33 protein-coding genes are annotated in these 26,560 nt (G+C 36.0%); 23 read left to right on the top strand and 10 right to left on the bottom strand.

Going from position 1 to position 26,560, the window contains the following annotated elements; translation table 11 throughout:
- Nucleotides 1–113 precede the first annotated feature (113 nt).
- Both AB3M96_RS14645 and AB3M96_RS14640 read left to right on the top strand, forming a co-directional pair.
- The gene (locus AB3M96_RS14645) at nucleotides 114–509 is read left to right on the top strand and encodes a GerW family sporulation protein (RefSeq protein WP_412968374.1); all 396 of its coding nucleotides are present in this window, start codon (nucleotides 114–116) and stop codon (nucleotides 507–509) included.
- Between the two features lie 162 nt (nucleotides 510–671).
- Nucleotides 672–1,901 carry a DUF438 domain-containing protein gene (locus AB3M96_RS14640; protein WP_412968373.1) on the top strand — a complete coding sequence of 410 codons (1,230 nt, stop codon included), beginning with the start codon at nucleotides 672–674 and terminating at the stop codon, nucleotides 1,899–1,901.
- A 49-nt stretch (nucleotides 1,902–1,950) separates the two neighbouring features.
- Here the strand turns inward: AB3M96_RS14640 and AB3M96_RS14635 are convergent, their stop codons facing one another.
- Nucleotides 1,951–2,199 carry a hypothetical protein gene (locus tag AB3M96_RS14635; protein ID WP_412968372.1) on the bottom strand — a complete coding sequence of 83 codons (249 nt, stop codon included), beginning with the start codon at nucleotides 2,197–2,199 and terminating at the stop codon, nucleotides 1,951–1,953.
- Between the two features lie 189 nt (nucleotides 2,200–2,388).
- On the opposite strand from AB3M96_RS14635, the gene AB3M96_RS14630 reads away from it, so the two are divergent.
- Nucleotides 2,389–3,018 carry a nitrite reductase gene (locus AB3M96_RS14630; RefSeq protein WP_412968371.1) on the top strand — a complete coding sequence of 210 codons (630 nt, stop codon included), beginning with the start codon at nucleotides 2,389–2,391 and terminating at the stop codon, nucleotides 3,016–3,018.
- A 46-nt stretch (nucleotides 3,019–3,064) separates the two neighbouring features.
- On the opposite strand, the gene AB3M96_RS14625 is transcribed toward AB3M96_RS14630, so the two are convergent.
- From AB3M96_RS14625 to AB3M96_RS14610, 4 genes are read right to left on the bottom strand one after another with little or no spacing between them, the layout of a single operon-like run.
- Nucleotides 3,065–3,514, bottom strand: a complete 450-nt coding sequence (locus AB3M96_RS14625) for a hypothetical protein (RefSeq protein ID WP_412968370.1) — start codon at nucleotides 3,512–3,514, stop codon at nucleotides 3,065–3,067.
- A gap of 13 nt (nucleotides 3,515–3,527) precedes the next feature.
- Nucleotides 3,528–3,995, bottom strand: a complete 468-nt coding sequence (locus AB3M96_RS14620; protein ID WP_412968369.1) for a DUF2243 domain-containing protein — start codon at nucleotides 3,993–3,995, stop codon at nucleotides 3,528–3,530.
- Nucleotides 3,996–4,021: 26 nt separating this feature from the next.
- Nucleotides 4,022–4,276, bottom strand: a complete 255-nt coding sequence (locus AB3M96_RS14615) for a hypothetical protein (RefSeq protein ID WP_412968368.1) — start codon at nucleotides 4,274–4,276, stop codon at nucleotides 4,022–4,024.
- 57 nt (nucleotides 4,277–4,333) lie between these two features.
- A complete protein-coding gene (locus AB3M96_RS14610) occupies nucleotides 4,334–5,152 on the bottom strand; it encodes a glycerophosphodiester phosphodiesterase (RefSeq protein WP_412968367.1) in 819 nt (272 codons plus the stop codon).
- A gap of 137 nt (nucleotides 5,153–5,289) precedes the next feature.
- Between AB3M96_RS14610 and AB3M96_RS14605 the strand changes: the two genes are divergently transcribed.
- The 7 genes from AB3M96_RS14605 to AB3M96_RS14575 all read left to right on the top strand — a co-directional run bounded on the left by AB3M96_RS14605 (nucleotide 5,290) and on the right by AB3M96_RS14575 (nucleotide 11,009).
- Nucleotides 5,290–5,424 (top strand): hypothetical protein, encoded by a 135-nt coding sequence (locus tag AB3M96_RS14605; RefSeq protein ID WP_412968366.1) that lies wholly within the window; start codon nucleotides 5,290–5,292, stop codon nucleotides 5,422–5,424.
- Between the two features lie 309 nt (nucleotides 5,425–5,733).
- Nucleotides 5,734–6,282 (top strand): TVP38/TMEM64 family protein, encoded by a 549-nt coding sequence (locus AB3M96_RS14600; protein ID WP_412968365.1) that lies wholly within the window; start codon nucleotides 5,734–5,736, stop codon nucleotides 6,280–6,282.
- Between the two features lie 26 nt (nucleotides 6,283–6,308).
- Nucleotides 6,309–7,019: a response regulator transcription factor gene (locus AB3M96_RS14595; protein WP_412968364.1), complete on the top strand. Its 711-nt coding sequence runs from the start codon at nucleotides 6,309–6,311 to the stop codon at nucleotides 7,017–7,019.
- Nucleotides 7,016–8,374, top strand: coding sequence for a sensor histidine kinase (locus tag AB3M96_RS14590; RefSeq protein WP_412968363.1), 1,359 nt, complete (start codon nucleotides 7,016–7,018; stop codon nucleotides 8,372–8,374). Before AB3M96_RS14595 ends, AB3M96_RS14590 begins: the two co-directional genes overlap by 4 nt.
- A 55-nt stretch (nucleotides 8,375–8,429) precedes the next feature.
- Entirely contained in the window at nucleotides 8,430–9,170 is a 741-nt protein-coding gene (locus tag AB3M96_RS14585) for a PepSY domain-containing protein (RefSeq protein WP_412968362.1), read from the top strand.
- Between the two features lie 111 nt (nucleotides 9,171–9,281).
- Nucleotides 9,282–9,866 (top strand): PepSY domain-containing protein, encoded by a 585-nt coding sequence (locus AB3M96_RS14580; RefSeq protein ID WP_412968361.1) that lies wholly within the window; start codon nucleotides 9,282–9,284, stop codon nucleotides 9,864–9,866.
- A 192-nt stretch (nucleotides 9,867–10,058) separates the two neighbouring features.
- On the top strand, nucleotides 10,059–11,009 hold the full coding sequence (locus AB3M96_RS14575) for a calcium/sodium antiporter (RefSeq protein ID WP_412968360.1): 951 nt from the start codon (nucleotides 10,059–10,061) through the stop codon (nucleotides 11,007–11,009).
- Between the two features lie 26 nt (nucleotides 11,010–11,035).
- On the opposite strand, the gene AB3M96_RS14570 is transcribed toward AB3M96_RS14575, so the two are convergent.
- Nucleotides 11,036–12,058, bottom strand: coding sequence for a DUF1646 family protein (locus AB3M96_RS14570; RefSeq protein ID WP_412968359.1), 1,023 nt, complete (start codon nucleotides 12,056–12,058; stop codon nucleotides 11,036–11,038).
- A gap of 221 nt (nucleotides 12,059–12,279) precedes the next feature.
- On the opposite strand from AB3M96_RS14570, the gene AB3M96_RS14565 reads away from it, so the two are divergent.
- The 5 genes from AB3M96_RS14565 to AB3M96_RS14545 all read left to right on the top strand — a co-directional run bounded on the left by AB3M96_RS14565 (nucleotide 12,280) and on the right by AB3M96_RS14545 (nucleotide 18,282).
- Complete coding sequence (locus tag AB3M96_RS14565) at nucleotides 12,280–12,771, top strand: RNA polymerase sigma factor (RefSeq protein ID WP_412968358.1); 492 nt, start codon at nucleotides 12,280–12,282, stop codon at nucleotides 12,769–12,771.
- A complete protein-coding gene (locus AB3M96_RS14560) occupies nucleotides 12,764–13,336 on the top strand; it encodes a hypothetical protein (protein WP_412968357.1) in 573 nt (190 codons plus the stop codon). Before AB3M96_RS14565 ends, AB3M96_RS14560 begins: the two co-directional genes overlap by 8 nt.
- Nucleotides 13,337–13,342: 6 nt before the next feature.
- Nucleotides 13,343–14,092 (top strand): YfjL-like protein, encoded by a 750-nt coding sequence (locus AB3M96_RS14555; RefSeq protein ID WP_412968356.1) that lies wholly within the window; start codon nucleotides 13,343–13,345, stop codon nucleotides 14,090–14,092.
- A 588-nt stretch (nucleotides 14,093–14,680) separates the two neighbouring features.
- Nucleotides 14,681–15,142: a MarR family winged helix-turn-helix transcriptional regulator gene (locus AB3M96_RS14550; protein ID WP_412968355.1), complete on the top strand. Its 462-nt coding sequence runs from the start codon at nucleotides 14,681–14,683 to the stop codon at nucleotides 15,140–15,142.
- 2 nt (nucleotides 15,143–15,144) lie between these two features.
- Nucleotides 15,145–18,282 (top strand): MMPL family transporter, encoded by a 3,138-nt coding sequence (locus AB3M96_RS14545; protein ID WP_412968354.1) that lies wholly within the window; start codon nucleotides 15,145–15,147, stop codon nucleotides 18,280–18,282.
- Nucleotides 18,283–18,328: 46 nt separating this feature from the next.
- Here the strand turns inward: AB3M96_RS14545 and AB3M96_RS14540 are convergent, their stop codons facing one another.
- The 4 genes from AB3M96_RS14540 to AB3M96_RS14525 all read right to left on the bottom strand — a co-directional run bounded on the left by AB3M96_RS14540 (nucleotide 18,329) and on the right by AB3M96_RS14525 (nucleotide 21,925).
- Nucleotides 18,329–18,883, bottom strand: coding sequence for a cupin domain-containing protein (locus AB3M96_RS14540; protein ID WP_412968353.1), 555 nt, complete (start codon nucleotides 18,881–18,883; stop codon nucleotides 18,329–18,331).
- Nucleotides 18,884–18,963: 80 nt separating this feature from the next.
- Nucleotides 18,964–19,299, bottom strand: coding sequence for a thioredoxin family protein (locus tag AB3M96_RS14535; protein WP_412968352.1), 336 nt, complete (start codon nucleotides 19,297–19,299; stop codon nucleotides 18,964–18,966).
- Nucleotides 19,268–20,152, bottom strand: coding sequence for a hypothetical protein (locus tag AB3M96_RS14530; protein WP_412968351.1), 885 nt, complete (start codon nucleotides 20,150–20,152; stop codon nucleotides 19,268–19,270). Before AB3M96_RS14530 ends, AB3M96_RS14535 begins: the two co-directional genes overlap by 32 nt.
- A 123-nt stretch (nucleotides 20,153–20,275) precedes the next feature.
- Nucleotides 20,276–21,925: a CoA-disulfide reductase gene (locus AB3M96_RS14525; RefSeq protein WP_412968350.1), complete on the bottom strand. Its 1,650-nt coding sequence runs from the start codon at nucleotides 21,923–21,925 to the stop codon at nucleotides 20,276–20,278.
- 172 nt (nucleotides 21,926–22,097) lie between these two features.
- On the opposite strand from AB3M96_RS14525, the gene AB3M96_RS14520 reads away from it, so the two are divergent.
- From AB3M96_RS14520 to AB3M96_RS14485, 8 genes are all read left to right on the top strand, one after another.
- Nucleotides 22,098–22,484, top strand: coding sequence for a DUF302 domain-containing protein (locus tag AB3M96_RS14520; RefSeq protein ID WP_412968349.1), 387 nt, complete (start codon nucleotides 22,098–22,100; stop codon nucleotides 22,482–22,484).
- 205 nt (nucleotides 22,485–22,689) lie between these two features.
- On the top strand, nucleotides 22,690–22,917 hold the full coding sequence (locus tag AB3M96_RS14515) for a sulfurtransferase TusA family protein (protein WP_412968348.1): 228 nt from the start codon (nucleotides 22,690–22,692) through the stop codon (nucleotides 22,915–22,917).
- Between the two features lie 29 nt (nucleotides 22,918–22,946).
- Entirely contained in the window at nucleotides 22,947–23,426 is a 480-nt protein-coding gene (locus AB3M96_RS14510) for a DsrE/DsrF/DrsH-like family protein (protein ID WP_412968347.1), read from the top strand.
- 43 nt (nucleotides 23,427–23,469) lie between these two features.
- A complete protein-coding gene (locus AB3M96_RS14505) occupies nucleotides 23,470–23,829 on the top strand; it encodes a rhodanese-like domain-containing protein (protein WP_412968346.1) in 360 nt (119 codons plus the stop codon).
- Nucleotides 23,830–23,862: 33 nt separating this feature from the next.
- On the top strand, nucleotides 23,863–24,159 hold the full coding sequence (locus tag AB3M96_RS14500) for a rhodanese-like domain-containing protein (RefSeq protein ID WP_412968345.1): 297 nt from the start codon (nucleotides 23,863–23,865) through the stop codon (nucleotides 24,157–24,159).
- Between the two features lie 102 nt (nucleotides 24,160–24,261).
- Nucleotides 24,262–24,837, top strand: coding sequence for a sulfurtransferase TusA family protein (locus tag AB3M96_RS14495; RefSeq protein ID WP_412968344.1), 576 nt, complete (start codon nucleotides 24,262–24,264; stop codon nucleotides 24,835–24,837).
- 19 nt (nucleotides 24,838–24,856) lie between these two features.
- Nucleotides 24,857–25,090 carry a glutaredoxin family protein gene (locus AB3M96_RS14490; protein WP_412968343.1) on the top strand — a complete coding sequence of 78 codons (234 nt, stop codon included), beginning with the start codon at nucleotides 24,857–24,859 and terminating at the stop codon, nucleotides 25,088–25,090.
- Nucleotides 25,091–25,138: 48 nt separating this feature from the next.
- Nucleotides 25,139–26,266 (top strand): MBL fold metallo-hydrolase, encoded by a 1,128-nt coding sequence (locus AB3M96_RS14485; RefSeq protein WP_412968342.1) that lies wholly within the window; start codon nucleotides 25,139–25,141, stop codon nucleotides 26,264–26,266.
- The last annotated feature ends 294 nt before the right edge of the window (nucleotides 26,267–26,560 follow it).

Here is a 26,560-nt window from a genome sequence, read left to right as displayed (position 1 = left end):
GAATGCGTGCACTTTTTCATTTTTATAACAAAATGTTTCACATAAATTTATAAAGGGAAATTTTAAGATTAGTAGAAAACTGTAAGTAACAAAACAAAAGGGGGAATGTGATGATGGAAACAGAGAAACCATCTGCAGTACCTATGAAAAGCGGAAAGACAGTTTTCTTTCGCTCGCCAATTAGGTCAATATTTGAAAAATTTTCTAATCAAAAAGACGTTGAAATTGTGTTTGGTGAACCAATCGAACATGCAGATAAGAAGGTTGTCCCAGTTGCAAAGGTAAAGTACCTTGTAGGTGGTGGAGGCGGATATTCTGCTGAATCAGAAAAAATACCTACTGCACAAGGAGAAGGTGGGGGAGGACATTTTTCTGTTACTCCAGTAGGAGTCTATGAAATTTCAAAAGGAAAAACCAGATTCAAACCAGTTATTGATCTCAAAATAATTATTACTCTTATTTCATTGTTTACCTTTGTTTTAACATTATTAGTTAAAAAGAGAAAATAATTAAAAGTGCAGGTCAAGTGATTAACTGTCAAATAGATTCCAAATTATTAAACACTCATACCTGATATATGTGATGAGAATCACAATTTATTATCTCCTTTTATGCTATTTTCGTAATATACAGTTGTATTTAATGTGCAATCAGTGAAAGGAGATACGGTTATGAGCGAAATCATTAATAATAGAGAACACAGTGCACTGAATGAAACAGAAAGACAAGCTATCATCAAAGAAAGCTTTTTAGATTTGCATATCGGAAAAAGTATAGATGAAATTAAATCTCGTTTAGCTAATAAAGTTGGGCAAATAACAATTGAAGAGGTATCAAAACTCCAGCACACCTTTATGGAGGAGGAAGGAATTCCTGTGAGTGAAGTCCAAGATACATGTAATAAGCATATGGAGCTATTCAAAGACTTACTTGAGGATACAAATTCAGTAACACGTCCTGAGGAACAACCAGGTCATCCAATCCATACATTCAAACTAGAAAATAGAGAACTTGAGAAAGTAATAAATGATAAGCTGAAGCCTCATCTAGACATGTTTAAAACAGAGGATAGTCACGAGCATGTATATAAATTACTAGAAGATTGTAATATGTTACTTGATGTTGATAAGCACTATACCCGAAAAGAACAACTACTTTTCCCATATCTTGAAAAGTACGGTATTTATGGTCCGACAAATATGATGTGGAAAATCAATGACTTTATAAGGGATGCCATTAAGGATGCTAAACGAATGCTTCTTGCATATAAAGGGATTAAGCAGCCAGTAGTTGATGTTGTGGAATTTATTATTGAGCAGATTGACGAAATGATTTATCGTGAAGAAAATATCCTTTTCCCCATGTCATTAAATAATCTTACTGAGGATGAATGGATAAAGATTGCGAAAGAAAGTGATGAAATTGGTTTTTGTTTGATATCACCTGAAGATTGGAAACTAAATCGAAAGATAATTGATGATGAGCAAGCCGCATTAAAAGGCTATGTGAAGTTTGAAACAGGTATTTTATCTATAGAGCAACTTGAATTAGTTTTAAATCATTTGCCAGTCGATATCACGTTTATTGATCAAGACGATGTGGTCCGATATTTCTCCCATGGAAAAGAACGAATTTTTGCAAGAACGAAAGCAGTAATTGGCCGAACTGTGCAAAATTGTCATCCACCTAAAAGTGTTCATGTCGTAGAAGAGTTATTAGAAGACTTTAAAGCTGGGAGAAAAGATTCCGAAGATTTCTGGATTAATGCTAAAGGTATGTTTGTGTATATTCGCTATTTTGCAGTACGCAATGAAGCAGGAGAATATATAGGCACACTAGAGTTTACTCAAAATATTAAACCAATCAAAGAATTAGAAGGCGAGAAAAGAATATTATCGTAAATAAATAGACCCCTCATCATGGAGGGGTCTTCTCTATTCACCTTTTATGTTAAAAACGATCATTCATTCTTTTTTGCATATCTTCAACATCTACGTTTCTCATCATCCCATTTTCTCCATGACAATTGTTATACATGTCTTCTAATTGTTTCTCAGAGAAATTAGGATGCATTTTTTCCATGTAAGGCTTCATTGATTCGAAATTAATAATACCTCCATTATCATCTTGAGCAAATGCTGCGGTTCCAATTCCAACCAATAATAATGTAGTAATCAATCCGAATGCAAGCTTTTTCATAATATAATTCCCTCCTCATTACTTCTCACATATAGAATAATGTAAAATGGGTAAGAAAAGATGAAGTAGTTATGAACAAATAATGAAATAAGCGTTTTGTAAAATAAATTGCTTACAGAACATTTCTTTGTTTAAATAGTAGTACAGATTGAAATATTTCGACATACTTTTAAGCTTGGGGTGAATACGTTGGAACAACAAGTAAAAACCGTAAGACTCGCGGTTAACGGCGGCATAGGATTTGGTGCTAAACTAAATGCGAAGCAGCTACTTGCTCTAGCAAAATATATAAAAGAAGATAGTGAAATTGAATTAACAACTTTCCAACAGCTTTATATAGATGTACTTGAGGACAAAGTTGATGATGTAAAAGCCGAGTTTGAAAAGGTAGGACTGGCCATCTATCCAGTTGGGCTCTATGTTAAAAGTTTACGAACATGTGGTTTTTGCAAGGGTGCTGAGGAAGAAGGGATGCCAGTAGCAATTGAACTGAATAATAGAATTGCAGGCAGAGAGGTTCCATGGCCTTTACGCCCAGCTTATACAGGTTGTCCAAACGCTTGCGGGGAACCATTAATTAATGATATCGGTGTTATTAAGAAAAGAGATCACTTCGATTTATACATTGGCGGAAAAGCCACCGGAGAGAATGCTAGGACAGCTATCAAGTTCAGAGAGGGACTTACTCCAGATGAACTTTTTGAAACAGTAGAAAAACTACTAGATTTCTATAAAGAAAATGGAAAGAAACGTGAAGCATTATGGAAATTTATCAATCGAGTTGGGATTGATGAAATAAATGTAACTGTAGGTGCATAGAGAGAAAATGCTGACATTTTGATATGTCAGCATTTTTACTATCTATCTATGTGACAACTATTGTTTCCTTGTAGACTACTTCCTTGCCATCAACGATAAAAACTCCATGATTATTCCCATTTAACGTTACTTTTATATCGTATGTACCGGATTTCAGCTTATCTAAGTTGTAGTAATTACCATATAGTCGATTAATTTTCTTTCCATTTATGTAGATGTGAGCATGTCCCTCATTATAAGTAACATTTTCTGTTCCTACTTTTTCAGGTGCAAACTGAAAATTTTCAGTGTTAATTTGTAAAAGCCAGGTGCCAGAAGGGTCTTGAACAACTGAACCAGTAATACTCGGGGTACGCTCGGAGGCAGGGATAACAATGTGGTTTTCATGATGGGCATAAGCATGGTTCACTGCTGTAAAATGACTACTTTCATTATGAAAGTACAGCATCACTGAAACGATTGAAAAAATGATAATAAAGCTAACAAATCTATACATAACTCCCTCCATCTTATGAGCTAAGTACTGCATTATGCTCATTTTTATTTCGTCTAAGCAAATATCCAATTAAGAGTAAAATCACCCCTGATGCTAGAAAAGCAAGATCATAGGCAAGGGCATTTGGATCCCCTGGTTTTACCCGGTGTATTTGTAATAAGTGATGATTAATTATCCCTTCAATAAGATTAAAGGCTCCACCACCAATTAAAAACCAACCTACCAATAGCCGAATTCCTTTTGATAGATTACTTGGGTTTCCTGCAAACCATAATAAGAGTCCCCCAAGGACAAGCGTGATTGTAACAGCAAGGTGAAATAGGCCATCACTTATGATTTGACCAGGTCTATCTGTTGCCATGTATACACTATGCCACTGTAACAACTGATGAAAGATAATTCCATCTAGTGCACCTAAGAAGCCAAAGCCAAAAATGAAACTCCCAACGGTAATTAAGTCTTGTTTGGTTTTATTACTCATACAAAAACTCCCTTTATAATAAAAATTCAGAACATTATACCATTTTGACCAGGTAAGAGAATTTTATACTCTGAGGGGCGAAAGGCAAAATAAAAAGAACCATCGTTTCCGTTATAGGATGATTGGTTCTTGTGTTTAGTTCGATATAAATGATCTTTTTTTGTCTTTGTTATTCTTGTTTGTAGATCAGTTAATGCGTAAGGGCTTCTCCCTTTTTCAGGATTTCGTTTTCCTTCTCGAACAAGCTTATCTCGCAATTTTCTAGCCTGTGATTTCGCCATGTTTTTCACCTCATAGTATAGTATTTATAGATAGTATACAGTACTAATCTAGTTATCTCAAATGAACTTATCGTAAATATGTGCCTTCCGTACTAAATCAGGATAGTCTGTAATAACTCCGTGAATTTCTAAATTACGAACTTCATGGAACGTATCCAAACTATCCACACCCCAAACAAATGATTTTAATTGATGGTTTTGTAAAAGCCTTATAAACTCCTGGTCTGCAATCGGATAGTAGGGGTTTACATACAGACAATATTTTGAAATCTGTGAAAGTTGTTCAGAAGTAAAAGGTGTAATAGTAAGAACTCCTTTAGGAATGTTGGGTAACAGTCTATGAAACTTCTGTATAGAAGTACGATTAAAGGACTGAACAATAATCGAATCATCCGTAAGTTGATCTAGATGTCTCTTTTTTATTTCTTTTGCTAACCTCCTTTCAATACCCGGGTATAACTCAGGGTCCTTTAACTCAAGTAATAGACGAACTTCCTTTGAATAACGGTCAAGCACCTGGCCAAGAGTTGGTATTCTTTGATAGCGGAATGTAGGATGAAACCAGTTCCCTGCATCGTATTTTTGAAGTTCGTGAAGAAATAAATTACGAACTTCACCTGAACCATTTGTTGTTCGATCAATGGTCGAATCATGGATTACAACCAGTTCACCGTCTTTAGACATCTGAATATCTAATTCAATGAAATCAGCCTTTAGTTCAATAGCTTTGTCAAAAGCTGCAAAGGTGTTTTCAGGAGCATAACCTGCAGCTCCTCTATGTCCAATTGTGTATACATGAGAGGAGACTATGGGCTGTTTATCTTCAGCAATCATATTAAGTATTAATAAAAGAGTACCAAGCTTGGTTAAAAACATAATTATACTCCTCCTGTATAAGGCACTACATCAATAAAATATGTTTGTTTTATTTGTTTGTATAGGCTAACCCCTATACATAAATGAACCAGTTGAATAACATATAAACGATTAACCTACTTAGGGAGGTGCATGAGATGGCAGACAAGAAAGAAAAAGGAAAAAAACTCGAAGAAACTCATGATCATGAAGAAGAAAAAAGAATGGATTCATGGGAATTTTTCTGGGGAAGAATGCCCGCGTCACTGGATGAGGAGATTGAAGAAGAGTAGTGTGAATGAAATTTACTTCGCTTGAGCCCGAAAATAACGGGCTTTTTCTGTTGCGAGACAAGATTTTTATATCTTCCTGCTTTCCTACTGGATATGTCATAATATGATAAAGTGAAACTTCTAATCGGCTTTGTAAATGCTGTTTACACGAAGTTAGTCACATAGCCGTTGCCTAGGAAGTGGAATTTTGGTTCTTACTCCTCTGCTGTGAGTAGCAACGAGGACCTCCAACCTAGGCTTTTTCATCTTTTTGTTGTAAAAAGTCTTAGAGTCGGTAGTACCGAGATAAAGGCAACCTGGAGGATTGATATGCAGGAGAGACTGATTGAACTATTAATTAATTACGAGGAATGGGCAATTGCCATTAGTCTGTTACTTAACATCGCAATTAGTATTCTTGGATTTTTACCAAGTGTTTTTCTTACTGCAGCAAATTTATTGGTATTTGGTGTCTGGAAAGGCACGATGATTTCGTTTGTTGGTGAGGCTTTGGGTGCTGTTGTTGCCTTTTGGTTATATAGAAAAGGCTTTAAGAAATATACGGATCGGAAGCCGAAAGCTAATTCCTTTATACATAAATTACTCTCTGCAAAAGGAAGGGATGCCTTTTTATTTATTTTCACATTACGATTATTTCCTTTTATTCCATCGGGACTGGTTACTTTTACCGCGGCGATTGGAGAGGTTGGTGTACTTCTATTTGTGCTTGCTAGTTCGCTGGGTAAAATTCCTGCATTAGTTATTGAGGCTTATTCAGTTTATCAGGTATCTACAGGTACAACGCAAGGAAAAATCATTCTGACTGTTGTATCAATTGTAGGTTTAATCACGATTTTGGGTAGACTTGTAAAAAAATGATAGCTAAATAGAAATGAGGGTTGGGAATGGAGAACGGTAAGCATCGTATTTTACTGGTAGAAGATGAAGAAAAGATTGCTAGAGTACTGGAATTAGAATTGACCTATGAGGGTTATGAAACAGGAAAGGCTTTTGACGGTTTAGAAGGGTTGCAATTATTTCATGAGCAAGATTGGGACCTAGTTATTCTTGATGTAATGCTACCTGGGATTAGTGGTATTGAGGTGTTACGTAGAATTCGTGCATCACATTCTCAAACACCCGTAATACTCTTAACTGCGAAGGATTCTGTTGAAGACAAGGTTTCTGGATTGGATTTAGGAGCAAATGATTATATGACAAAACCCTTTCAAATTGAAGAATTATTAGCAAGGATTCGGGTTGCCTTACGCAATCGCCCCCAACAAGCACCCCACCAACATATAGTTGATACAAATTGGATAAATGTTGGTGAATTACGATTAAATGAAGGAACACATGATGTTATGCGAAAAGAAGATAGCATTGAACTAACTCCTAGAGAGTTCGATTTACTTGCTTATTTAATGAAAAATCAACGTCAGGTGTTAACAAGGGACCAGTTATTAAATGCGGTTTGGGGTTACGACTATTACGGTGATACAAACATAGTTGATGTATATATAAGATATTTACGAAATAAAGTTGATAAGCCATATGACCAACCACTTCTTCATACGGTACGTGGAGTTGGTTATGTGATAAAGGATACAAAATGAAGCTACGAAGTAAGATAAACCTATATACAGCCGTAATGTTTGTCGGATTATTAATTCTATTAAATATTGCCTCGTATTATACATTTAGCCAAATGATGCTACGAAGTGAATTAGATCGTACACAAGCAGAAGCAGAACGTGCCTTGAACGGCATTTCACAAGCTGGAAATGAAATCCCGGCACAAGATTTACTTCGGACTTATGTACCTTTTAATGGAATGCTGCAAGTTGTTCGACCAGATGGAAGTGTTACGGGACAAGTTCTTGTACCAGAGCAACAGGGACTTCGAGATTTCCCAACAACTTTTCATCAAACCCAACAAAGTAAAATCACTGAATATAATGGGGTTTCCCATGCGTTTGTGTCATTACCTGTTATATGGATTGACGGAGAGGTTGCGGAGCTACAAGTTATTGAAAACCTTTCACCAACAGATGCTAACTTAAAAACACTTCAAATCGTCCTGCTTGTCGTGACACTAATTGCAACCATTCCGGTATTAGTTTCTACAAGACTGTTAAGTAATTTTATTACACAGCCAATTACAACTATGATTGCAACTATGCGTGAGATTCGAAAAAGTGGACAATATAAGCGACTTGATAGTAAAAAGCAATCAAGAGACGAGCTTTCTGAGATGGGACAAACCTTTAATGAAATGATGGATTTATTAGAGGTGAACTTTGAAAAACAAGAAAACTTTGTTTCAAACGCTTCACATGAGTTGAAAACACCATTAACTGTGATAGAATCATATGCCAGTCTGTTAAAACGAAGAGGACAATCTGATCAAAATCTATTTGCTGAAGCTGTAGATGCGATTCTTTCAGAAGCGGTCCGGATGAGGGAGTTAACACAGCAGCTTTTACTACTTGCAAAACATGAAGAGCAGTGGAAGCTAAGTCTAGAATTTATTATGTTGGACCAGCTTGTTGAAGAGTCGATTCGTTCATTCCGTGAGGGGTATCACCGCGAGATAGAACTAATTGTCGAGGACCGAAAAATGATAAAAACTGATCGCCAAAAGCTAAAACAAATATTATACATTTTAATGGAAAATGCACTTAAATACAGCGAAAAACAAATAACTACAATAGTGGGTACCGAGAATAACAAATCAGTTATAAAAATAATTGATCAGGGTATTGGTATACCTGCTAATGACGTGGATAAAGTGTTTGAACGTTTTTATCGAGTGGATAAAGGAAGAGGCAGAAAGACAGGTGGATATGGTCTGGGACTTTCTCTTGCAAAAGAGATAGCAGATGCTATTGGTGCTGAGATAAAGCTTGAAAGTGAAGAAGGTAAGGGGACTACTGCTACTATTTTTCTACTGGAGGATAAATCTCATTAATTTCTCAGAATGATTTTGTATAGTTTAAAGCAAAGAAACATTAGGAGTGAGTAAAGTGAGAAAAATAAATCTTCGTACAACAATAATAGCTGTATTGATAGTCTTTGTGGCAACATTTGGAGTATGGCAACTCACAAAAACGTATCCATCTGCAGAACCACTATCAGAAAGTGATGCAAGTAAACTGGTAGAAGGTATGTACAATGGGAAAATTATCGGAGATATTACGATTGAAGGAGAAGTCTACAAAGTCACCTTTGAACTAGAGACAGGAGTTTATGAAATAAATGTACATCGTGAAACAGGGGAAGTTACCAATCTAACCAAAATACCACAAGAGGAGCTTTTAAAAGAATTATCGGAGGAGAATATTCGAGAAATTATAAGGTCACAACAAGCGGGTGATATAGAGAAAATTGAACGAAAAGAAGAAGAAAAACAAGCTTATTTTTATGTGCAGGTTCAAGGAAATGAGGGCAATGTTAACTATAAGCTTGATGCAATAACAGGTGACATTGTAGAAGTTATTCAACAAGAAAATATTGATCAACCAAATACACCTGTAAATGATCCCACTAATCCTCCAAATGAAACAGTCCGAAGAATAACTGAGCAGGAAGCAATCCAAATTGCTCTACAGCAAATTAGAGGAAAAGTGGATGAAGTTGAACTTGAAGAAAAGAACGGCCAGCCTTATTATTTTGTTGATATAGAAAATGAAGAAAAAGAAGAAGAAGGCACAGTACAAATACATGCTATTTCAGGTGAAGTAATTACAATCGTGTGGGATGATTAAGTCTCTGAGAAGAATATATCTTATTTCTCATCAATTTCTCATTTTATTATCTGAGATTCCTCATTTTAGTTGTCTATGATGTAAGTAGACCAAATAAAGGAGGAAAAACAAATGAAAAAAAATATTTTATTAATCGGAGTTACAACTGTAGTACTTCTAGGTGGAGCTGTTGGAGTGGGAGCAATCGCAAATGACAGCAAAGCTTTAGCAAGCAAAGAGTCCATTATATCAATTGAGAAAGCAAAGGATATTGCTAGTAAGGAAGCAGAGGGTGCAAAAGTTGAAAGCATTGAACTTGAGCGTGAACATGGTCAATGGGTTTACGATGTTGACCTTGACTTCCCAGGTAGTGATGACGATATTGAGGTTGATGTAAGTGCTGTTACTGGTGAAGTGGTAAAGGTTGACGATGACAGAGACGATACTAAAGGTGATGTTTCAAATAACACTTCCACAAACAATGCACCAAAGTCAGTAAGCGATACACCAACAACTAAGCAAATCACTATAGAAGAAGCAGTAGAAATTGCGACAAAAGATACTCAAGGTAAGATTGTTGAAGCAGAGTACGATGACGACGGATATTATGAAATTGAAATGAAGCATGAAGGAAACGAGATTGAATTTAAAATCTCTGCCAAAGATGGTTCGATCTTGAAAAAAGAAGTAGACAACGATGACAATGATAATAAATAACCTAATATTTTAAGGACTCCAGAATATTGGGGTCCTTTTTTGATTATATGAAGGCTAAAAATATCTACATATATAAACTTAATCACAACTACCTTCTATCCTAATGGAAAATTGGATAATATGTAATATCCGGTTATCGTTACGGATTTTGTGTAAAGCTAACAATGACACAGAAGAATGAGGTTGATGTAGATGACATATGTATTATTGTTACTAGGTTTTGCTTTACTAATAAAAGGTGCTGATTATTTTGTAGAGGGATCCTCAAGCATCGCATCGTTACTTAAAGTTCCGCCTATATTAGTAGGTCTAACCATTGTTGCATTTGGAACTAGTTCCCCTGAAGCAACGGTCAGTATTATTGCGGCACTCGAGGGTAATGCTGATGTAGCAGTCGGTAATGTTGTGGGAAGTAACATTTTTAATATTACCTTCGTAGTTGGACTAACTGCGTTTCTAAATCCACTAAAGGTAGAAAACGCAACAATACGAAAAGAAATTCCTTTTACATTTTTGGGTAGTATTACGCTATTAGTCCTAATAAGTGATATTGCATTAAAAACATCTGAAACTAATATCATTAACCGAAGTGAAGGACTCATTTTATTACTGTTTTTTGCGGTATTTATGTATTACATATTAGAAGCAGCAAGGAATAATAGAACGGCAATAACCGAAGAGGCACCAAAAGATAAAAAGTGGGGTAAGTATATCCTTTTAACACTGGGAGGACTTGCAGCTATAATTTTTGGTGGAGATTTAGTGGTAAACAATAGTATTAAAATCGCTTATTCATTTGGAATGAGTGAAACACTGGTAGGTCTAACCATTGTTGCAATAGGTACATCCTTGCCTGAGCTTGTTACATCAATAACAGCCGCAATCAAAAAGCAAAGTGAAATTGCATTAGGGAACATAGTTGGTAGCAATATCTTTAATATCTTGTTTGTGCTTGGGGCATCCTCCATAATCTCACCATTACCAGTTGATCCTAAAATTTTTATAGATGTCTTTCTAATGATACTTTTTACAATCGTTTTGTTTTTCTTTACAAAATCAGAATACAGAATCGCGAAATCAGAAGGAATCATTCTTGCCGCAGCATACATTGTATACATGGTTTTCATTATTCTAAGAGGGTAAAAAAAGGACCAAACTCGGTCCTTTTATTATTGTCCAAAAAAGATAATGAATAAGAAATATATGGCCATGATACTGAGTCCTAATGGTAGTCCTACTTTAGCCCATTCTTTGCTTGTAATTTGCAATTTACCTGCGGCAATAATATTAGGAATATTCCCTGGTATCAGCATGCCACCACTAATTAACAAGCCTAATAAAATCGATTGTATTGTAAAGTGGTCCATGGCAGGACTAATTTCTGCTGCTGCGAGAGTTGCATTATCAAGTACTGCTGAAATCATATTAATCCAATATAAGAGCAAAGGATCAAGTCCGATGAAGTACTTATTAATCATTGGCTCAAACCCTGTACCCAAAAGGGTAAGTCCCATTACAAAAAAGTAAACCTTTAATGCTCGAACAAAAATTTCTTCATAGGCTTCTTTATTAGACTTTCCTTTTATGATTTCCTTTTTTAATTTAGGCGGCTCTACCAATAGTGCAGCCAGTAATCCAAAAATTAGAAAGGATGCAATAATCTGCGGACCAATTAACCCCATTAAAAAGAAGAAATCCTCATTTAATTTACTGATTGCAATTGTAGATAATGGCTCTCCAATGGGAGTTAATGCAGCTCCCAAGCCGATTGAAAAGCAAGCTAGCACGACAAAACGAATCGCGTGTGTACGTTGAAGATGCAGCGAACTCACAATGAGTACAAGCACTAGTGCAGCAATAATCGCAGTAATGACGCTAGAAACCACTCCTAGAAAAATCACAACTAGTCCGATAAAAAGGCGGAATGGTATTCTACGACTTAACCCAATGATGGATCTTTGTAATGGTGACTGAAACCACTTGAATAATAAACCTGCTAAGAGTACTGCAATTGTAATTTTAATAGGATCGCTTGCTGCTTTAACGAATAGATCTTCGTTAAGAACTCCACCAACTATAGCGGCTGCCAACCCCATGATAAACAAAAAGATCTCCAAATTGTTTTCTACCATACGCACTGTGAACGGTAAAAATAAAACGAGGACAAGTATTACTACTAAACCAATAATCATAAACATTACCCCAACTTTGTATTTTTTTCGTTACTCCCAGACGTGAGTGGAGTACTATATTCATATGCACCATTTCGGACAAACTTGCCAAAGGTTTTTCGTTTCGAATTATGACAAGCTTAGAATTTTTATAAAAAAATTAGAAATTCTGTAACGAAATTGAAACTCATGGAACTAATACTATGAAATGACAAATGCTTCTGAAATAAGGGAGATGCAAAATGGAGCTAGAGGAACTATATAAAGAAATCCAACCTAGAATATATGCTTTTTTCTATGTGAAGACCTCTAGCAAAGAGATTGCAGAGGACTTAACACAAGAAGTTTTTTATGAGGCAATAAAAAGTTTGCCCTCTTTTTCACACAAATCAAGTATCCAAACTTGGTTATTTTCAATAGCAAACAACCGGTTGAAAAAACATTACCGTTCTAAAAAGTATCAGGGTCAGCTTAATGAAATGATACTTAACGATGAAAGAAATACAGTTACTCCTGAGCAAGAGCTTTTAAAAAATGAGGAAAAACAGGGCCTTATTAATCAAATTAATGAACTGGATGAAGTATCAAAAGAAGTTGTGACATTACGGGTCTACGGAGAATTATCGTTTAAAGAGATTGGCAGTTTACTTGGGAAAAGTGAAAACTACGCAAGGATAACATTCCATCGAGCAAAGCTTAAGCTGCATAAGGAAATGGAGGGATACCATGGATAAGCACGTACAATCAATCGTAGAAGATTTACTTCCGCTATATAATGAAGGTCTTTTAAGTGAAACAACGACAGAATGGCTGGAAAAACAAATAAAAGGTAATGAAGAACTTGAGAAGATAGTGAAGCAATCGTCTACTCCTTTAGTAAAAGAAGAAATTGAGTCACCTGTGGAACACGATAAAATGATAAAAGCGATTAAACGTAAGCTCTCCATTTATCAACTGATTTTTGTGGGACTCTCATTTTACTTAGCGATCAATACGTCGATTTTAAATGAGAGCTTTGGATTTATTTTATGGTACGCGGTATTAGGCGTTGTAACATTTCTCTTTTATAAAGATATGAAAATTGTATTTTATATCTCTGTACTACCTATTTTTATCTGGTCGATAGGAGGAAGTATCTCAGATTACGTCAACGGTCAAATTGATCACACTCAATCATTCATCAAATTTTTACTGCAAACAACTGCTGGTTCTTTCTTTCTAGCAATGATTCACTATTTATTTGCGCTCATTGGGAGTGTAATGGGTCTGCTGATTTTAAAGATAAAAGAGAGAGGGTAACGAAATATGAAAAAGAAAAAGATTATATCCAGCGTAATACTTGCGCTCTTAGTACTTTTTGTTTTGTATGTTTATAACGCCTTTAATGGTAATCCAATAAGTAAATTTTACGCGACAAAGGTGGTAGAGAACTATTTGTCCGAGACCTATCCAGAACGGGAATTTCGGGTTGATGAAGGGTTTTATAACTTCAAATTTTCAGAGTATAGTTTCAACGTGATAGAAATTGGCAGTGTAGGTGAGCAAGAAAGTAAGGAATACGGTCCTAGGGAATATGAGTTTACTGTAAGAGGATTTATTAAACCATTTGTTAATATCGATAGTATCTATACAGAGAACCTAGATCAACCTCTAATCACAAAGTTAAGTGAAGAGGCTCAGAATGAAATCCAAACATTGTTGGCTAAAGAGGTACCTTCAGTAGCAGGTGTCGGTGTTATGATTGAGGTTCAAAAGGGGACTTATCCTGAAACTACTGAATGGAATAAAGAGTTAAAGCTTGAAAAACCAATCGATATGCATATCGTATTAGATGCAACAACATCCTCGAAAGACGATGTGTTCAAGGAATCAAAACAGATTCAGAAGATCCTTAATGAAAATGGCTACAACTATGGTTCTGTAAACATTAATGCGAATGTAATCGAGGTTAAAGGTGGAGACATTTCGAAAGATGAACTGGGTTATGTAAAATTTGCTCTTTCGTTTGGGACAGATACAGAGATTAAAAAGAAGGACATTGAGGAGTTTAATTGATTGGCTTTCCCTAAGTGTTTTGGGCACTTGGGGTTTTTCTTTGGAGCTCTTTTTAGTCTGAATTCCAAACTAATGGCTTTTCGTACCCACTCAAATCAGGATGAGGTTGAGGGACTGAGTGGGTAAGAAACAGGGTAAACGAACCCACTCAAGTTTGATATGCTATAATAACTAGTTACTAAATTGGAGCACAGTCCGGCTCAAACAAACAAAGGTTAAACCACAATATATAAAATTCCAACAGCCTCTGAAACCTCACATCCCACATCACAAAAAAGTTTTCCACCTTTAAAACATTATAATTGACAACTTTTTCACTCAGGAATATAGTTAACTATGTTAATAGTTAAACAGTTTAACAGTTCAATTGTAGAATAGTTTAACTTTATTCAAAGTATTATGCGTTTAAGTAAAAAGAAGGTAACTAGACCATAAAATTCATTAGGAATTCAATTTCCGACTGAATAAAGTTAGAGCCTTCGGCGGATGTCACAGATTTCGAAAGGAGTTGACTCGTGTAAACACGAGTCCGAAATCTGGACGCAAATCCGCCAAGGCGTATTTGATTGTGGAGGTGAATATATAAAAGTGTCAAACACAAATATTAAGGAATTAGTTGATAGGTATTTAGCGGTTTCATTCTCAGTTCAGACAAAAGCGGAGTCACTCGTTAAGGAGCAGATTGGTAGTGATTTAACAAATGATCAGCATTATACGCTTCGATATATTAACAAGGTTGGCTCATGTACATCAACTGAGTTAGCAGAAGTGTTTGATGTGAAAAAGAGTGCAATTACCGCTATCATCAATCGCCTTTGGGAAAAAGGGTTAATTCAAAGAACACGCGATGAGAATGATCGCAGACTTGTATACTTAACACTTTCAGAAAAAGGAAATGAACTTTTTTCAAAAACGGAAGAACGTGTCCATAAGTTAGTTGAATCAATTATCGGTGGTTTTGATGAAAAGGAAATCATTCAATTCCTAGAAACCTATGAAAAGCTGAATGAGGTATTAATACAGATTAAAGATTGTAAGGTGGAGGAATAAGCGTGAACTTTATTATTAAACGGAAATGGTTTGTAATCATTGCGTGGATTGCGGTTGTTGCTGGATTATTTATGCTTGCACCTAATATGGCTGACCTCGTACGTGAAAAAGGTCAGATAACAGTACCTGATGAATATTCGTCTTCAATAGCTGGTAAGATTCTAAAGGATGCAGAGGGACAGGATGGTACAGGTGATGTTACACAGGTCGCACTTGTATTCCATGATGAAGATAAGCTAACAGCAGATGAAATACAAGAAGCGGAAAGAGCTATTCGAATTTTAGAAGAAAATAAAGATGAAATAGGTATTACAGACATCCTAACTCATTTTAATGAAGAAAGCTTAGAAGAACAGCTTGTGTCAGAAGATGGAAAGTCAATCCTAGCTTCAGTTAGCGTAAGCTGGAATGACCGCGAACCAAAAGAGGTAAGTAAGGTTCTTTATGAAACAATCGAAGATGTAAATGTAGATCACTATTACACAAGTGAATGGCTAATTAGTGAAGACTTAATTAATAGCTCTCAAGAGGGATTGAAAAAAACAGAGGGCATTACAGTTGTCTTTATCCTTGTTGTATTATTATTGGTGTTTAGATCATTAGTTGCACCAATTATTCCACTTTTAACAGTAGGTTTCTCTTATCTTGCATCTCAGTCAATTGTAGCGATGCTCGTTGATAAGTTTGATTTCCCGATTTCAAACTATACGCAAATTTTCTTAGTAGCGGTCTTATTTGGTATCGGAACAGATTACTGTATTCTATTATTAAGTCGTTTTAAGGAAGAATTATCGCTTAGAGAAACAGTCTCTGAAGCGATTGTTGAAACATATCGTAATGCAGGACGTACAGTATTCTTCAGTGGTCTTGCGGTAATGGTTGGTTTCGCAGCAATCGGTTTTTCACAGTTTATTTTATACCAATCAGCAGTTGCGGTTGCTATAGGAGTTGCGCTTCTTTTAGGAGCTCTGTTTACAATCGTTCCATTTTTCATGGCTGTCTTAGGAAAGAAAATTTTCTGGCCATCTAAAAAGAGTGCTGAACATGGAGACAGTAAAATATGGGCATTGGCTGGTCGTTTTTCTTTAGGCCGTCCACTTCTATCATTAGCGGTTGTAGCGTTAATAACTGTTCCATTCTTACTAACGTATGATGGTGAATTGTCTTATGACTCACTTGAAGAATTAAGCGGGGATGTAAACTCAATTAAGGCATTTAATGCAATTGCGGGTAGCTTTGGTCCTGGTGAATCAATGCCTACGCAAATTGTACTAAAAAATGATGAAGAAATGGATTCAGTTGAATACATCGAATTAGCGGAAAAAATTAGCCGTGAAGTTGAGAAAGTAGATTTGGTTGATAATGTTCGTTCTGTTACAAGACCAACTGGTGAGCCAATAGAAGACTTATTTGTCTCAAATCAAGCAAAAACACTTGAAGAAGGTTTAGGAGAAGGAAAAGATGGTTTAACTCAAATCAGTGACGGGCTTAAGGAAGCAAGTGGAGAATTAGCAAAATCTGAACCAGAGTTAAAAACTGCAACCGATGGAATTGGAGAATTAATTACTGGTACGAACAAAATGAAGTCAAGTATCACAGAAATTCAAACAAACCTATCTATAATAGAATCTGGTATCCGCCAAGGTACAGGTGGAATTGATACGATGATTTCTGAAGTGGATAAGGCTAGAGCGGGAGCAGAAGAACTTCAGGCTTATTACAATAATGATATACTACCAGGTTATAAAAAAGCCCAGGGTGGTATAGCAACTCTTCATGGTCACTATGAAGGCATATCTACTTTATTATCACAAATGTCAGAAGGCGTAAATAAGCTAAATGAAGGCGGATTTACTTATCTAGAAGGATATTACATCCATGCTGTTAGTGGAGAGAGCCTTGCTTCCGATGAAATCTATAAGGGGATGAAGAAATCCTTAAAAGGAATTCCAGAGCTATCAGCGGGTATTAAAGAGTTGAACGCACAACTTTCAGAAGTAAATAAAGGTATGGTTGAAGCAAACACTGGTTTTGAAGCTCTCCTAAAAGAACAAGCAGCCCTTCCATCAGGACTAAAACAACTAATTGACGGTCTTGGGGAATTAAAGGCAGGACTTGCGGAAGCAGCAAATGGCCAAGGTCTAATTATCAGCAATATCCCAAAGCTTTCAAACGGTTTAGCTGATATTGGTGATGGACAGCAACAGCTATTAGATGGTTTCGGAAGTTTAGGTGGTCAATTAACTCAATTAACAGATGGGTTAACACAAAGTGCGGAAGGCTTAGAACAAGTATCGGATGGACTAGGTTCTGCCCAAGAATATTTGACTAATCTATCAAACTCAGAAGATTTAAATGCATTTTATATGCCTGAAGAGGTACTAGAAAGTGAAGACTTTGCACAAGTTCTAGACACGTATATGTCTAAGGATCGTAAAGTAATGACACTTGATATTATCTTTGAAGCAAGCCCTTATTCAAATGAGGCAATGGCTCAAATTCCTGAAATTACAGATGCAATTGAGCGAGCTACGAAAGGAACGAAATTAGAAAATGCAGATGTTGCATTAGGTGGTATTACAAGTACCAATACAGATCTAAGTACAATGTCAGAGCAAGACTACTCTCGTACAATCGTACTTATGTTTATCGGTATTTCGTTAATTTTAGTATTCTTGTTCCGTTCATTGATCATGCCAGCATATATCATTGGTTCATTGATTCTAACGTATTACACATCAATGGCTATTAACGAGGTAATCTTTGTAAATATCTTAGGTTACACAGGAATTAGCTGGGCAGTTCCTTTCTTCGGGTTTGTTATTCTTGTTGCATTAGGTGTTGACTACAGTATTTTCTTAATGGACCGCTTTAACGAGTACAGAGATTTACCTGTAGCACATGCAATGCTTCAAGCAATGAAGAAGATGGGTACAGTTATTATTTCAGCAGCGATTATATTAGGCGGTACGTTTGCAGCAATGATGCCGTCAGGAATGTTATCGCTACTGCAAATTGCTTCAATAACCTTAATCGGTCTCATGTTATATGCCTTTATTATTCTTCCATTATTTATTCCAGTAATGGTGAAAAACTTTGGTATTGCAAACTGGTGGCCGTTTAAACGCCCAAGTAACTAAAAAAGTGAGGTGCCCTAATGGGTACCTCATTTTTCAATAAACCATTTTAGTCCTCAGCAGCCATTGCGTCTGCTTTGGTTTGATGTACAGTTCCAAATGGATGCTCTGGTGGAGCATAAATAGTATAGAGCTTAAGCGGTGAATCGCCTATATTTGTAAGATTGTGCCATTTTCCGGCAGGAACCATAATTGCAAAGTCATCATACACTCTTGTTTGGAAGTTTAAATTATCCCTGGAATCTCCCATCTGAACCAGACCTTGGCCCTCTTCAATACGGAGGAATTGGTCAACTGTTGGATGAATTTCCAAACCAATATCCTCTCCCACACCAATACTCATGACTGTTACTTGTAGATTATCTCCAGTCCATATGGCAGTCCGAAAAGTGTTATTTTGCTTTGTTGCCTCTTCGATATTTACAACAAAAGGCTGCTTACCATAATCCTTCAAAACAATGGGGTAGGATTCAGATCGTAATCCATATCCATACTGGCTAGCATATGGTGTATGAAAATACCCAGGCTGTGTTCCATAAGTAGTTAAAGGAGCATTTACATAATATGAATAGGGACATGTACACCTATAAGGGGCATAATACATTCTACTTATTCCCTCCTAAGACTTTAATGAGATATCCTATGCTCTAGGCGAGGGAACGTGCTTGTTATTATATATGCATATTATTCTAAATAGCTACGATATATCTTACTTAGTTTTTCTGTGAATTGCTCAATTGGAACAAATCTTGCTTCACGTAAGTATTCTTTCCCATCTATAAACAAAATTAATACAGGTACTGTAAATATAGATAAGAAGCCTGCTATCTCTTCTACATCATCTGCATTTACATAGCCTTTCTTAATCTCTGGAAAATCGCTCATTACCTCTTTTATTTGTGGTAAAAGAGCGTGGCAAACACTGCAATTTGTTCTTGATATATATAGAAAAGAGAGTCCCTGAATTTCCTTGAAAGACTGGACTTCTTCAATCGATGTTAATGTTTGAAATTCTCTCAAGATTAATTTCACCCTTTAAACTGTTTTTATCGACATGTTGATACAAGGTTCGTGATAGTCCAATCATAAACAAATGAGAAAGGATTCGTTTCAATAGATAGTTATCTTTTACTTTTAACAACCCACTATTTACTAGTGCGGCATCAATAACGATATTACATAAAAAATTCAGCGGCAGATAGATCATCCCTGTTTGGCTTGAGAACAATATATTTACTAAAGAAATTACTAAACTATACAAGGGAGCAATAATAAAATGCTCGTTCCAAGAGCGAAAAAGACCTCTTCCAAACCAAAATTTATCTCGAACAGCATTAACATACATTCGGTTTACATCAGTTACTACAACAATAAAGTAATGTGCTGTTTTTAAAACCCATTCTTTATTCTCTGTTAGCAATTTATAAATAACATCACTTAGTACAAAATAAATATTTAAAAATATAAAGGAATAAGTTGGTCTCCACCAGTTTACTTTATAAACTTTTAATCGTAAAAATAAGTTCTCAATACAAAAATAACCTAAGGTAAATCCAAATTTCCATTTCCACCCCTTTTTAAATACAGCAAGAAATGTAGCAGAAATTGGAACAAAAAGAGCCTGAGACATAATCGCACCCAAAATATTATCAAGATAACGATGATTCATAACTTTAGGTATATACCTGTAGGCTTTCCATAAATTAAGGACAAAGTATTCAAATAAGTATGCTAAACCAATGTTTGTTAACAGTAACATCCATTTGTATTTATCTTTTTTTGCTTTTATTAAACGGTACAATAAGAAAAGATGAATGATTCCTAAAATAATAAAAGGAATAGAGTTTTTGTTAATAAAGTTCCTATTTTTCAATATTTCCACCACTATTCGTTTGTGACTTATGTTTAGTATTCTAATTTTGTATAGTAGATATCCAAATCGTGAGTAATTAAAAAGAGTATGCTTACAAAAAAGTGCAAGCATACTCTTTTAAGATTAATTATGATAAACAGCAGAATACGTTTTCCAACCGCCATCTAGATTTTTTACCTTAAAACCATTTGCCATCAGAATACGCGTTGCTAAGTAACCTCTTAGGCCAACTTGACATGATACATAGATTGCTTGACCCTTAGGAAGATCAACTAGACGCTCACGGATATCCCCAAGTGGGATATTTACTGAACCTTTGATAAATCCAGCTTTTCTTTCATTAGGCTCACGAACGTCTATAAGCAATCCTCCATCTTCAACAATTTCATCAATTTCATGCCACTGTACAGTCTCAACACCCTCATCAATGATGTTTGTTGCAACATAACCTGCCATATTTACTGGATCTTTTGCAGATGAGAAAGGAGGAGCATATGCTAGCTCAAGTTCAGTTAAATCAAACACCGTTAATCCACCCTTAATTGCTGTCGCAATAACATCAATGCGTTTGTCAGCTCCGTGAGCCCCAACAGCCTGTGCTCCAAAAATCTTTCCTGTAGCTTCCTCGAATATTAATTTTAAAGCTATAGGATGTGCACCAGGATAATAGCCCGCATGTGAAGTAGGATGAATATGAATAACGTTATATTCAACTCCGAGTCTTTGTAACACTTTTTCGTTATTACCTGTTGTTGCCACGGCTAAATCAAATACCTTCGCAATTGCTGTACCTAATGTTCCGTGGTATTTTTCACTTTTACCGTAGATATTGTTTGCAACAATTCGACCTTGTCGGTTAGCTGGACCTGCAAGAGGTACCATAGCCGCAGTTCTGCTCATAAAGTCAATGACTTCAATAGCATCACCTAGTGCAAAAATAGATTCATCACTTGTTTGTAGGTATTCATTGACTCTTATGCCGCCACGCTCACCTACATCAAGACCAGCATCTGCAGCTAACGTATTCTCTGGACGAACCCCGATAGATAGAATAATCATATCTGTGCTTACTGTGTTTCCACTTGATAAAACAACTATCTTACCTTGATCTTCAAACGCTTTTACACCATCCTCTAAGAGAAGGTTTACGCCTTTTTCATTTAGATGTTTGTGGACGATTGCTGCCATTTCATAATCTAGTGGTGCCATTACTTGGTTTGCCATTTCAATCAGTGTAACTTTTACACCACGGTCAACCAGATTTTCTGCCATTTCTAATCCGATGAAGCCACCACCAACAACTACTGCTTCTTTTGGTTGTTCATTGTCAACAAAGCCTTTTATTTTATCTGTATCTGGAATATTACGAAGTGTAAATACGTTCTCAGCTTCGTTTAATCCTGGAATCGGTGGAACAAGTGGTTTTGCTCCAGGAGAAAGCACTAGTACATCATAGCTTTCTTCATATACCTCACCTGATTGTAGGTTCTTAACATAAATCGTTTTATTATCACGATTGATCTTTGTTACTTCACTTAAGTTACGAATATCTAAATTGAATTTCTTACTCATTCCCTCTACGGTTTGAACAAGTAGTTTTTCACGTTTTTGGATCGTCTCACCGATGTAGTATGGTAAGCCACAGTTTGCGAATGAAATATGTTCGCCTCTTTCAAATAACACAATATGAGAAGTTTCATCTAGTCTTCTTAATCTTGCTGCTGCAGTTGCTCCTCCTGCTACTCCACCAACAATAACAATTTTTTTATTCATATTAACTAGCTCCTTTTTAGTATACTAATACCCCTATACCTATATTAACCTCAAATAAGATAGAATCAATGTGATAATTGTCACGATTATCAGAAGTAAATATATGGAAGGTAAAGTGTGAGAATGCTTCATAAAAGTAATCGAATAATAAAAAGGAAAGGAGTGGAACTACTTGCAATTTGATCACACTGTTAGTACTAATAAAACTATCGATGAAGCGATACAGAGCATAGAAGAAAATTTAAAGGACGAAAAGTTTGGGGTTTTATGGAACTTTGATTTAAAGGAAAAGCTTCAATCAAAAGGGTTGGATTTTCAAAGTGAATTTAAAGTCCTTGAAGTATGTAATCCATATGAGGCACATCGGGTAATTAGTGAGAATTTAATGGCTGGATATTTTTTGCCTTGTAAGATTGTTGTATATAATGACCATGGAGAAACAAAAATCGGAATGCCAAGGCCAACGTCGTTAATTACTATGATGAATAATGAAAAGATCCAAAGTCTTGCTAAAGACATTGAAGAACGCTTGATTACATGCATCGATAAAAGTGTGTAAAATCTATAGTTGGATGTATTTATTAATGCATCCACTTTTTTATTTTTAGATGTTGACATAATACCCTGTACGGTATATTATGAATCGTGTGAGGTAAATCACACTTTGTTAATTAAGCAAAAATCGAATGGGTTGACACCCACTTTTATTTTAGTTATTATCATACCCATAGGGGTACACGTAAGCGAAGATCGGAGGAAAAAATATGAAAGTTGATAAAGTATTAGATGCAAAGGGCTTAGCTTGCCCAATGCCCATTGTAAAAACTAAGAAAGCAATTGATGGCCTAGAAGCAGGTCAAATCCTTGAGGTGCTTGCAACTGATAAGGGTGCTAAAAATGATTTAAATGCATGGGCTGCTTCAACGGGTCATGAATTAGTTGAAACTAAAGAAGAAAATGATGTCTTATATTTCTATATTAAAAAAGGTTAATACTTTTTAAAAAAATCGGGGGTAAAAGAATGACTGAAACAAAAAAAACAACAATTGTATTATTTAGCGGTGACTATGATAAGGCTATGGCTGCCTATATTATTGCGAACGGTGCTGCAGCATATGATCATGAAGTAACAATCTTCCATACCTTCTGGGGCTTAAATGCTTTACGTAAGGATGAAGAGATCAAGGCGGATAAGACCTTCATTGAAAAGGTGTTTGCAAAAATGATGCCAAAAGGCGCAGATAAGCTTGGACTTTCTAAAATGCATATGGCAGGTATGGGTCCAAAAATGATTAAAGATGTAATGAAAAAGCACAATGCAATGACGTTACCACAACTTATTGAAATGGCCCAAGAGCAAGACATTAAGCTAGTTGCTTGTACGATGACTATGGATTTACTTGGCCTAAAACAAGAAGAGCTTTTGGATAATGTAGAATTAGCAGGCGTTGCGGCTTATTTAGCAGATGCTGAAGATGGCAATGTGAACCTCTTTATCTAATGAAATTGGGCATTACGCCCTTACAAAATAGGAGGCAATAAACATGGAATATCTAAACTATATCGTCTTTGCATTAATCGCCATTTTTATTGTACAACGTCTTATACCAACAAAAGGTATTCGAAATATAACAACTATCGAATTAAAAGATGAACTAAAAGACAAAAACAAGCAATTTATAGATGTTCGTACTCCTGGTGAGTTTAAGGGTTATCACATTAAAGGTTTTAAAAACATGCCACTTCATCAACTCGCGCAAAAAGCTAATGAACTCTCTAAAGATAAAGAAGTCGTTGTCATTTGTCAGAGTGGCATGAGAAGTCAAAAAGCAAGTAAACAACTGAAAAAATTAGGATTTAAAAACATTACGAATGTAAAAGGCGGAGTAAGCGCCTGGAGATAAATAATCTACTAAGAAAATAGGGAGGAATTTAAGATGAAACAACTAACAGCTAAAGAAGTTGAAACAATGCTAACTAATGGTGAATCATTAAATATTATTGATGTTCGTGAAGTAGATGAAGTTGCAGCAGGAAAAATCCCTGGAGCTGTGAATATTCCTCTAGGTCTAATTGAATTTCGTATGCACGAGCTGGCCAAATCTAAGGAATATGTAATGGTTTGCCGTTCAGGTGGTAGAAGCGGAAGCGCTTCACAATTCTTAGAAGGCCAAGGATTCAAAGTAATTAACATGGTTGGCGGAATGTTAACATGGGAAGGCGAAGTAGAGTAATTTTTTTACCTGCGATCATACCTATACAGGTATTTGAGTGTATTTATGTAGACTGCATCAATGTCTGACCATACTATTAAATGTTATTTAGGGGGTACCTTAATGGAATCAATTAAAACAAATCTCATATTGGATGCGAAAGGGTTAGCTTGCCCAATGCCAATTGTAAAAACAAAGAAAGCAATGAATAATATGGAAGCTGGTCAAGTGCTGGAGGTTCAAGCAACTGATAAGGGTTCAAAAGCCGATATTAAAGCATGGGCTGAGAGCACAGGTCATCAATATTTGGGGACAATTGAAGAAGGAGAAGTGTTAAGACACTATCTTCGTAAAGCAAGCGGAGAAGAAGCAACAGAAAAAAAACATGCTACTATTGTTTCAAATGATGAATTAGAAGCTGCAATTTCTTCTGGAAAAGATATTCTTGTTCTTGATGTACGTGAAGCTGCAGAATATGCATTTAACCATATTCCAGGAGCTATTTCTATTCCGCTAGGAGATTTAGAGGAAAGAATGAAAGAACTAAATGAAGAAAAAGAAATTTATGTAGTTTGCCGTACGGGTAGTCGTAGTGATTTAGCTTCACAAAAACTTACTGAAAAAGGTTTCAAAAACGTAATAAATGTCGTGCCAGGAATGAGCAATTGGAATGGAAACTCAACAAGCCTAACAAATTAATTAAAGGAGTAATGAAACTATGAATACTGTTACAGTATACACTACAACTCGTTGTCCTTATTGTGTAATGCTTAAAAATTTCCTAACAGACCAAAACATCACTTTTAAAGAGATAAATGTTGAAGCTAAGCCTGAATTGATGCAATATGTAGTTGAAAAAACTGGTCAGCTAGGTGTGCCTCAAACAGATGTAAATGGGAAATGGGTTTTAGGTTATGATCCAAATGGCATTATGACTGCGCTTAGAAACTAGAATGTAAATTTTTTTAATTAAAAATATACCTTAGGGGGTAATTTAGATATGACAGTTAATGTTATGGCAGCAAAAGACGTTACAAAAAAAATCTTTGATAAAGAGCCATTATTCATCTTAGACGTTCGTAATGAGAGTGACTTTATCGATTGGAAAATTGAAGGTGCAAATTTTGATTACTTTAATATTCCATATTTTGAATTACTTGATGGAGTAGAAGAAATTCTTGAAAAACTACCAAAAGACAAAGATATCCTGGTTGTTTGTGCAAAAGAAGGATCTTCCATTATGGTTGCTGATATGCTTTCTGAAGCTGGCCTTACTGTTTCTTACCTAAAAGGTGGGATGAAGGCGTGGAGTGAGCATTTAGAGCCTGTTAAAGTAGGCGATTTAAAAGATGGTGGAGAAGTCTATCAATTTGTTCGTATCGGAAAAGGCTGTCTATCATACATGGTTGTTTCTAACGGCGAAGCAGCAATTATTGATGCAACTCGTATGACTGATATCTACCTTGATTTTGCTTCAAGTATCGACGCTAAAGTTACACATGTTTTTGACACTCACTTACATGCAGACCACATCTCCGGTGGAAGAAAAATTGCTCAAAGCACGAGCGCAACATACTGGTTACCACCTAAAGATGCAACAGAAGTCACATTTGAATATGCAGCTTTAGAGGGCGGTCAAGATGTGACAATTGGTAGTACAACAATCAATATTCACGCTTTATATTCACCAGGTCACACAATTGGTTCTACATCATTTGTAGTAGATGAGAAGTTCTTACTATCAGGTGATATTTTGTTCATCGATTCTATCGGAAGACCTGACCTTGCTGGTTTAGCACAGGACTGGGTAGGAGATTTAAGAGAAACATTATACAACCGTTACAGAGAATTATCTGATGATCTAGTTGTGTTACCGGCTCACTTCATGATTATTGACGAATTAAATGAAGATGGAAGTGTATCTGAAAGATTAGGAACACTTTTCGCTAAGAACCATGGTTTAAATATTGCTGACGAAGCGGAATTCAGAAAAATTGTAACTGAAAATCTACCACCACAACCAAATGCGTACCAAGAAATTCGTGAAACAAATATGGGGAAAATCTCACCAGACGAAGAAAAACAACGCGAAATGGAAATTGGACCAAACCGTTGTGCGGTTCGGTAATAGAGAGACTCTGTAAATAGTAGCTTTGCATAAGTTGTTTTTACAGCTTTGTACTTCTTATGAATTTCAGAAGGCTTATCAAGCTAGTTAAATATGTATCACAGTGGTGATTGGAGCGCATGGCACGAGACTCCTGCGGGAAAGACATAGGAACGTCTACTAAAAGCCGCCACGTCCTGTGGCGAACGTAGACGTCAGCACTTCCTGTGCAAGTCAAGTGAGACCCCGCAGGAGCTTGCGACGAGGAGCATTCCTGTAATAATGTAATTTGGTTAAATATCGAAGTTTTTAAGA

This window comes from Ferdinandcohnia jepli, from assembly GCF_047246645.1.
In the GTDB taxonomy this organism is placed as follows: domain Bacteria; phylum Bacillota; class Bacilli; order Bacillales; family Bacillaceae_L; genus Ferdinandcohnia.
The sequence above is the reverse complement of the archived record's forward strand: the minus strand, read 5'-3'. Positions and strand labels throughout refer to the sequence as shown.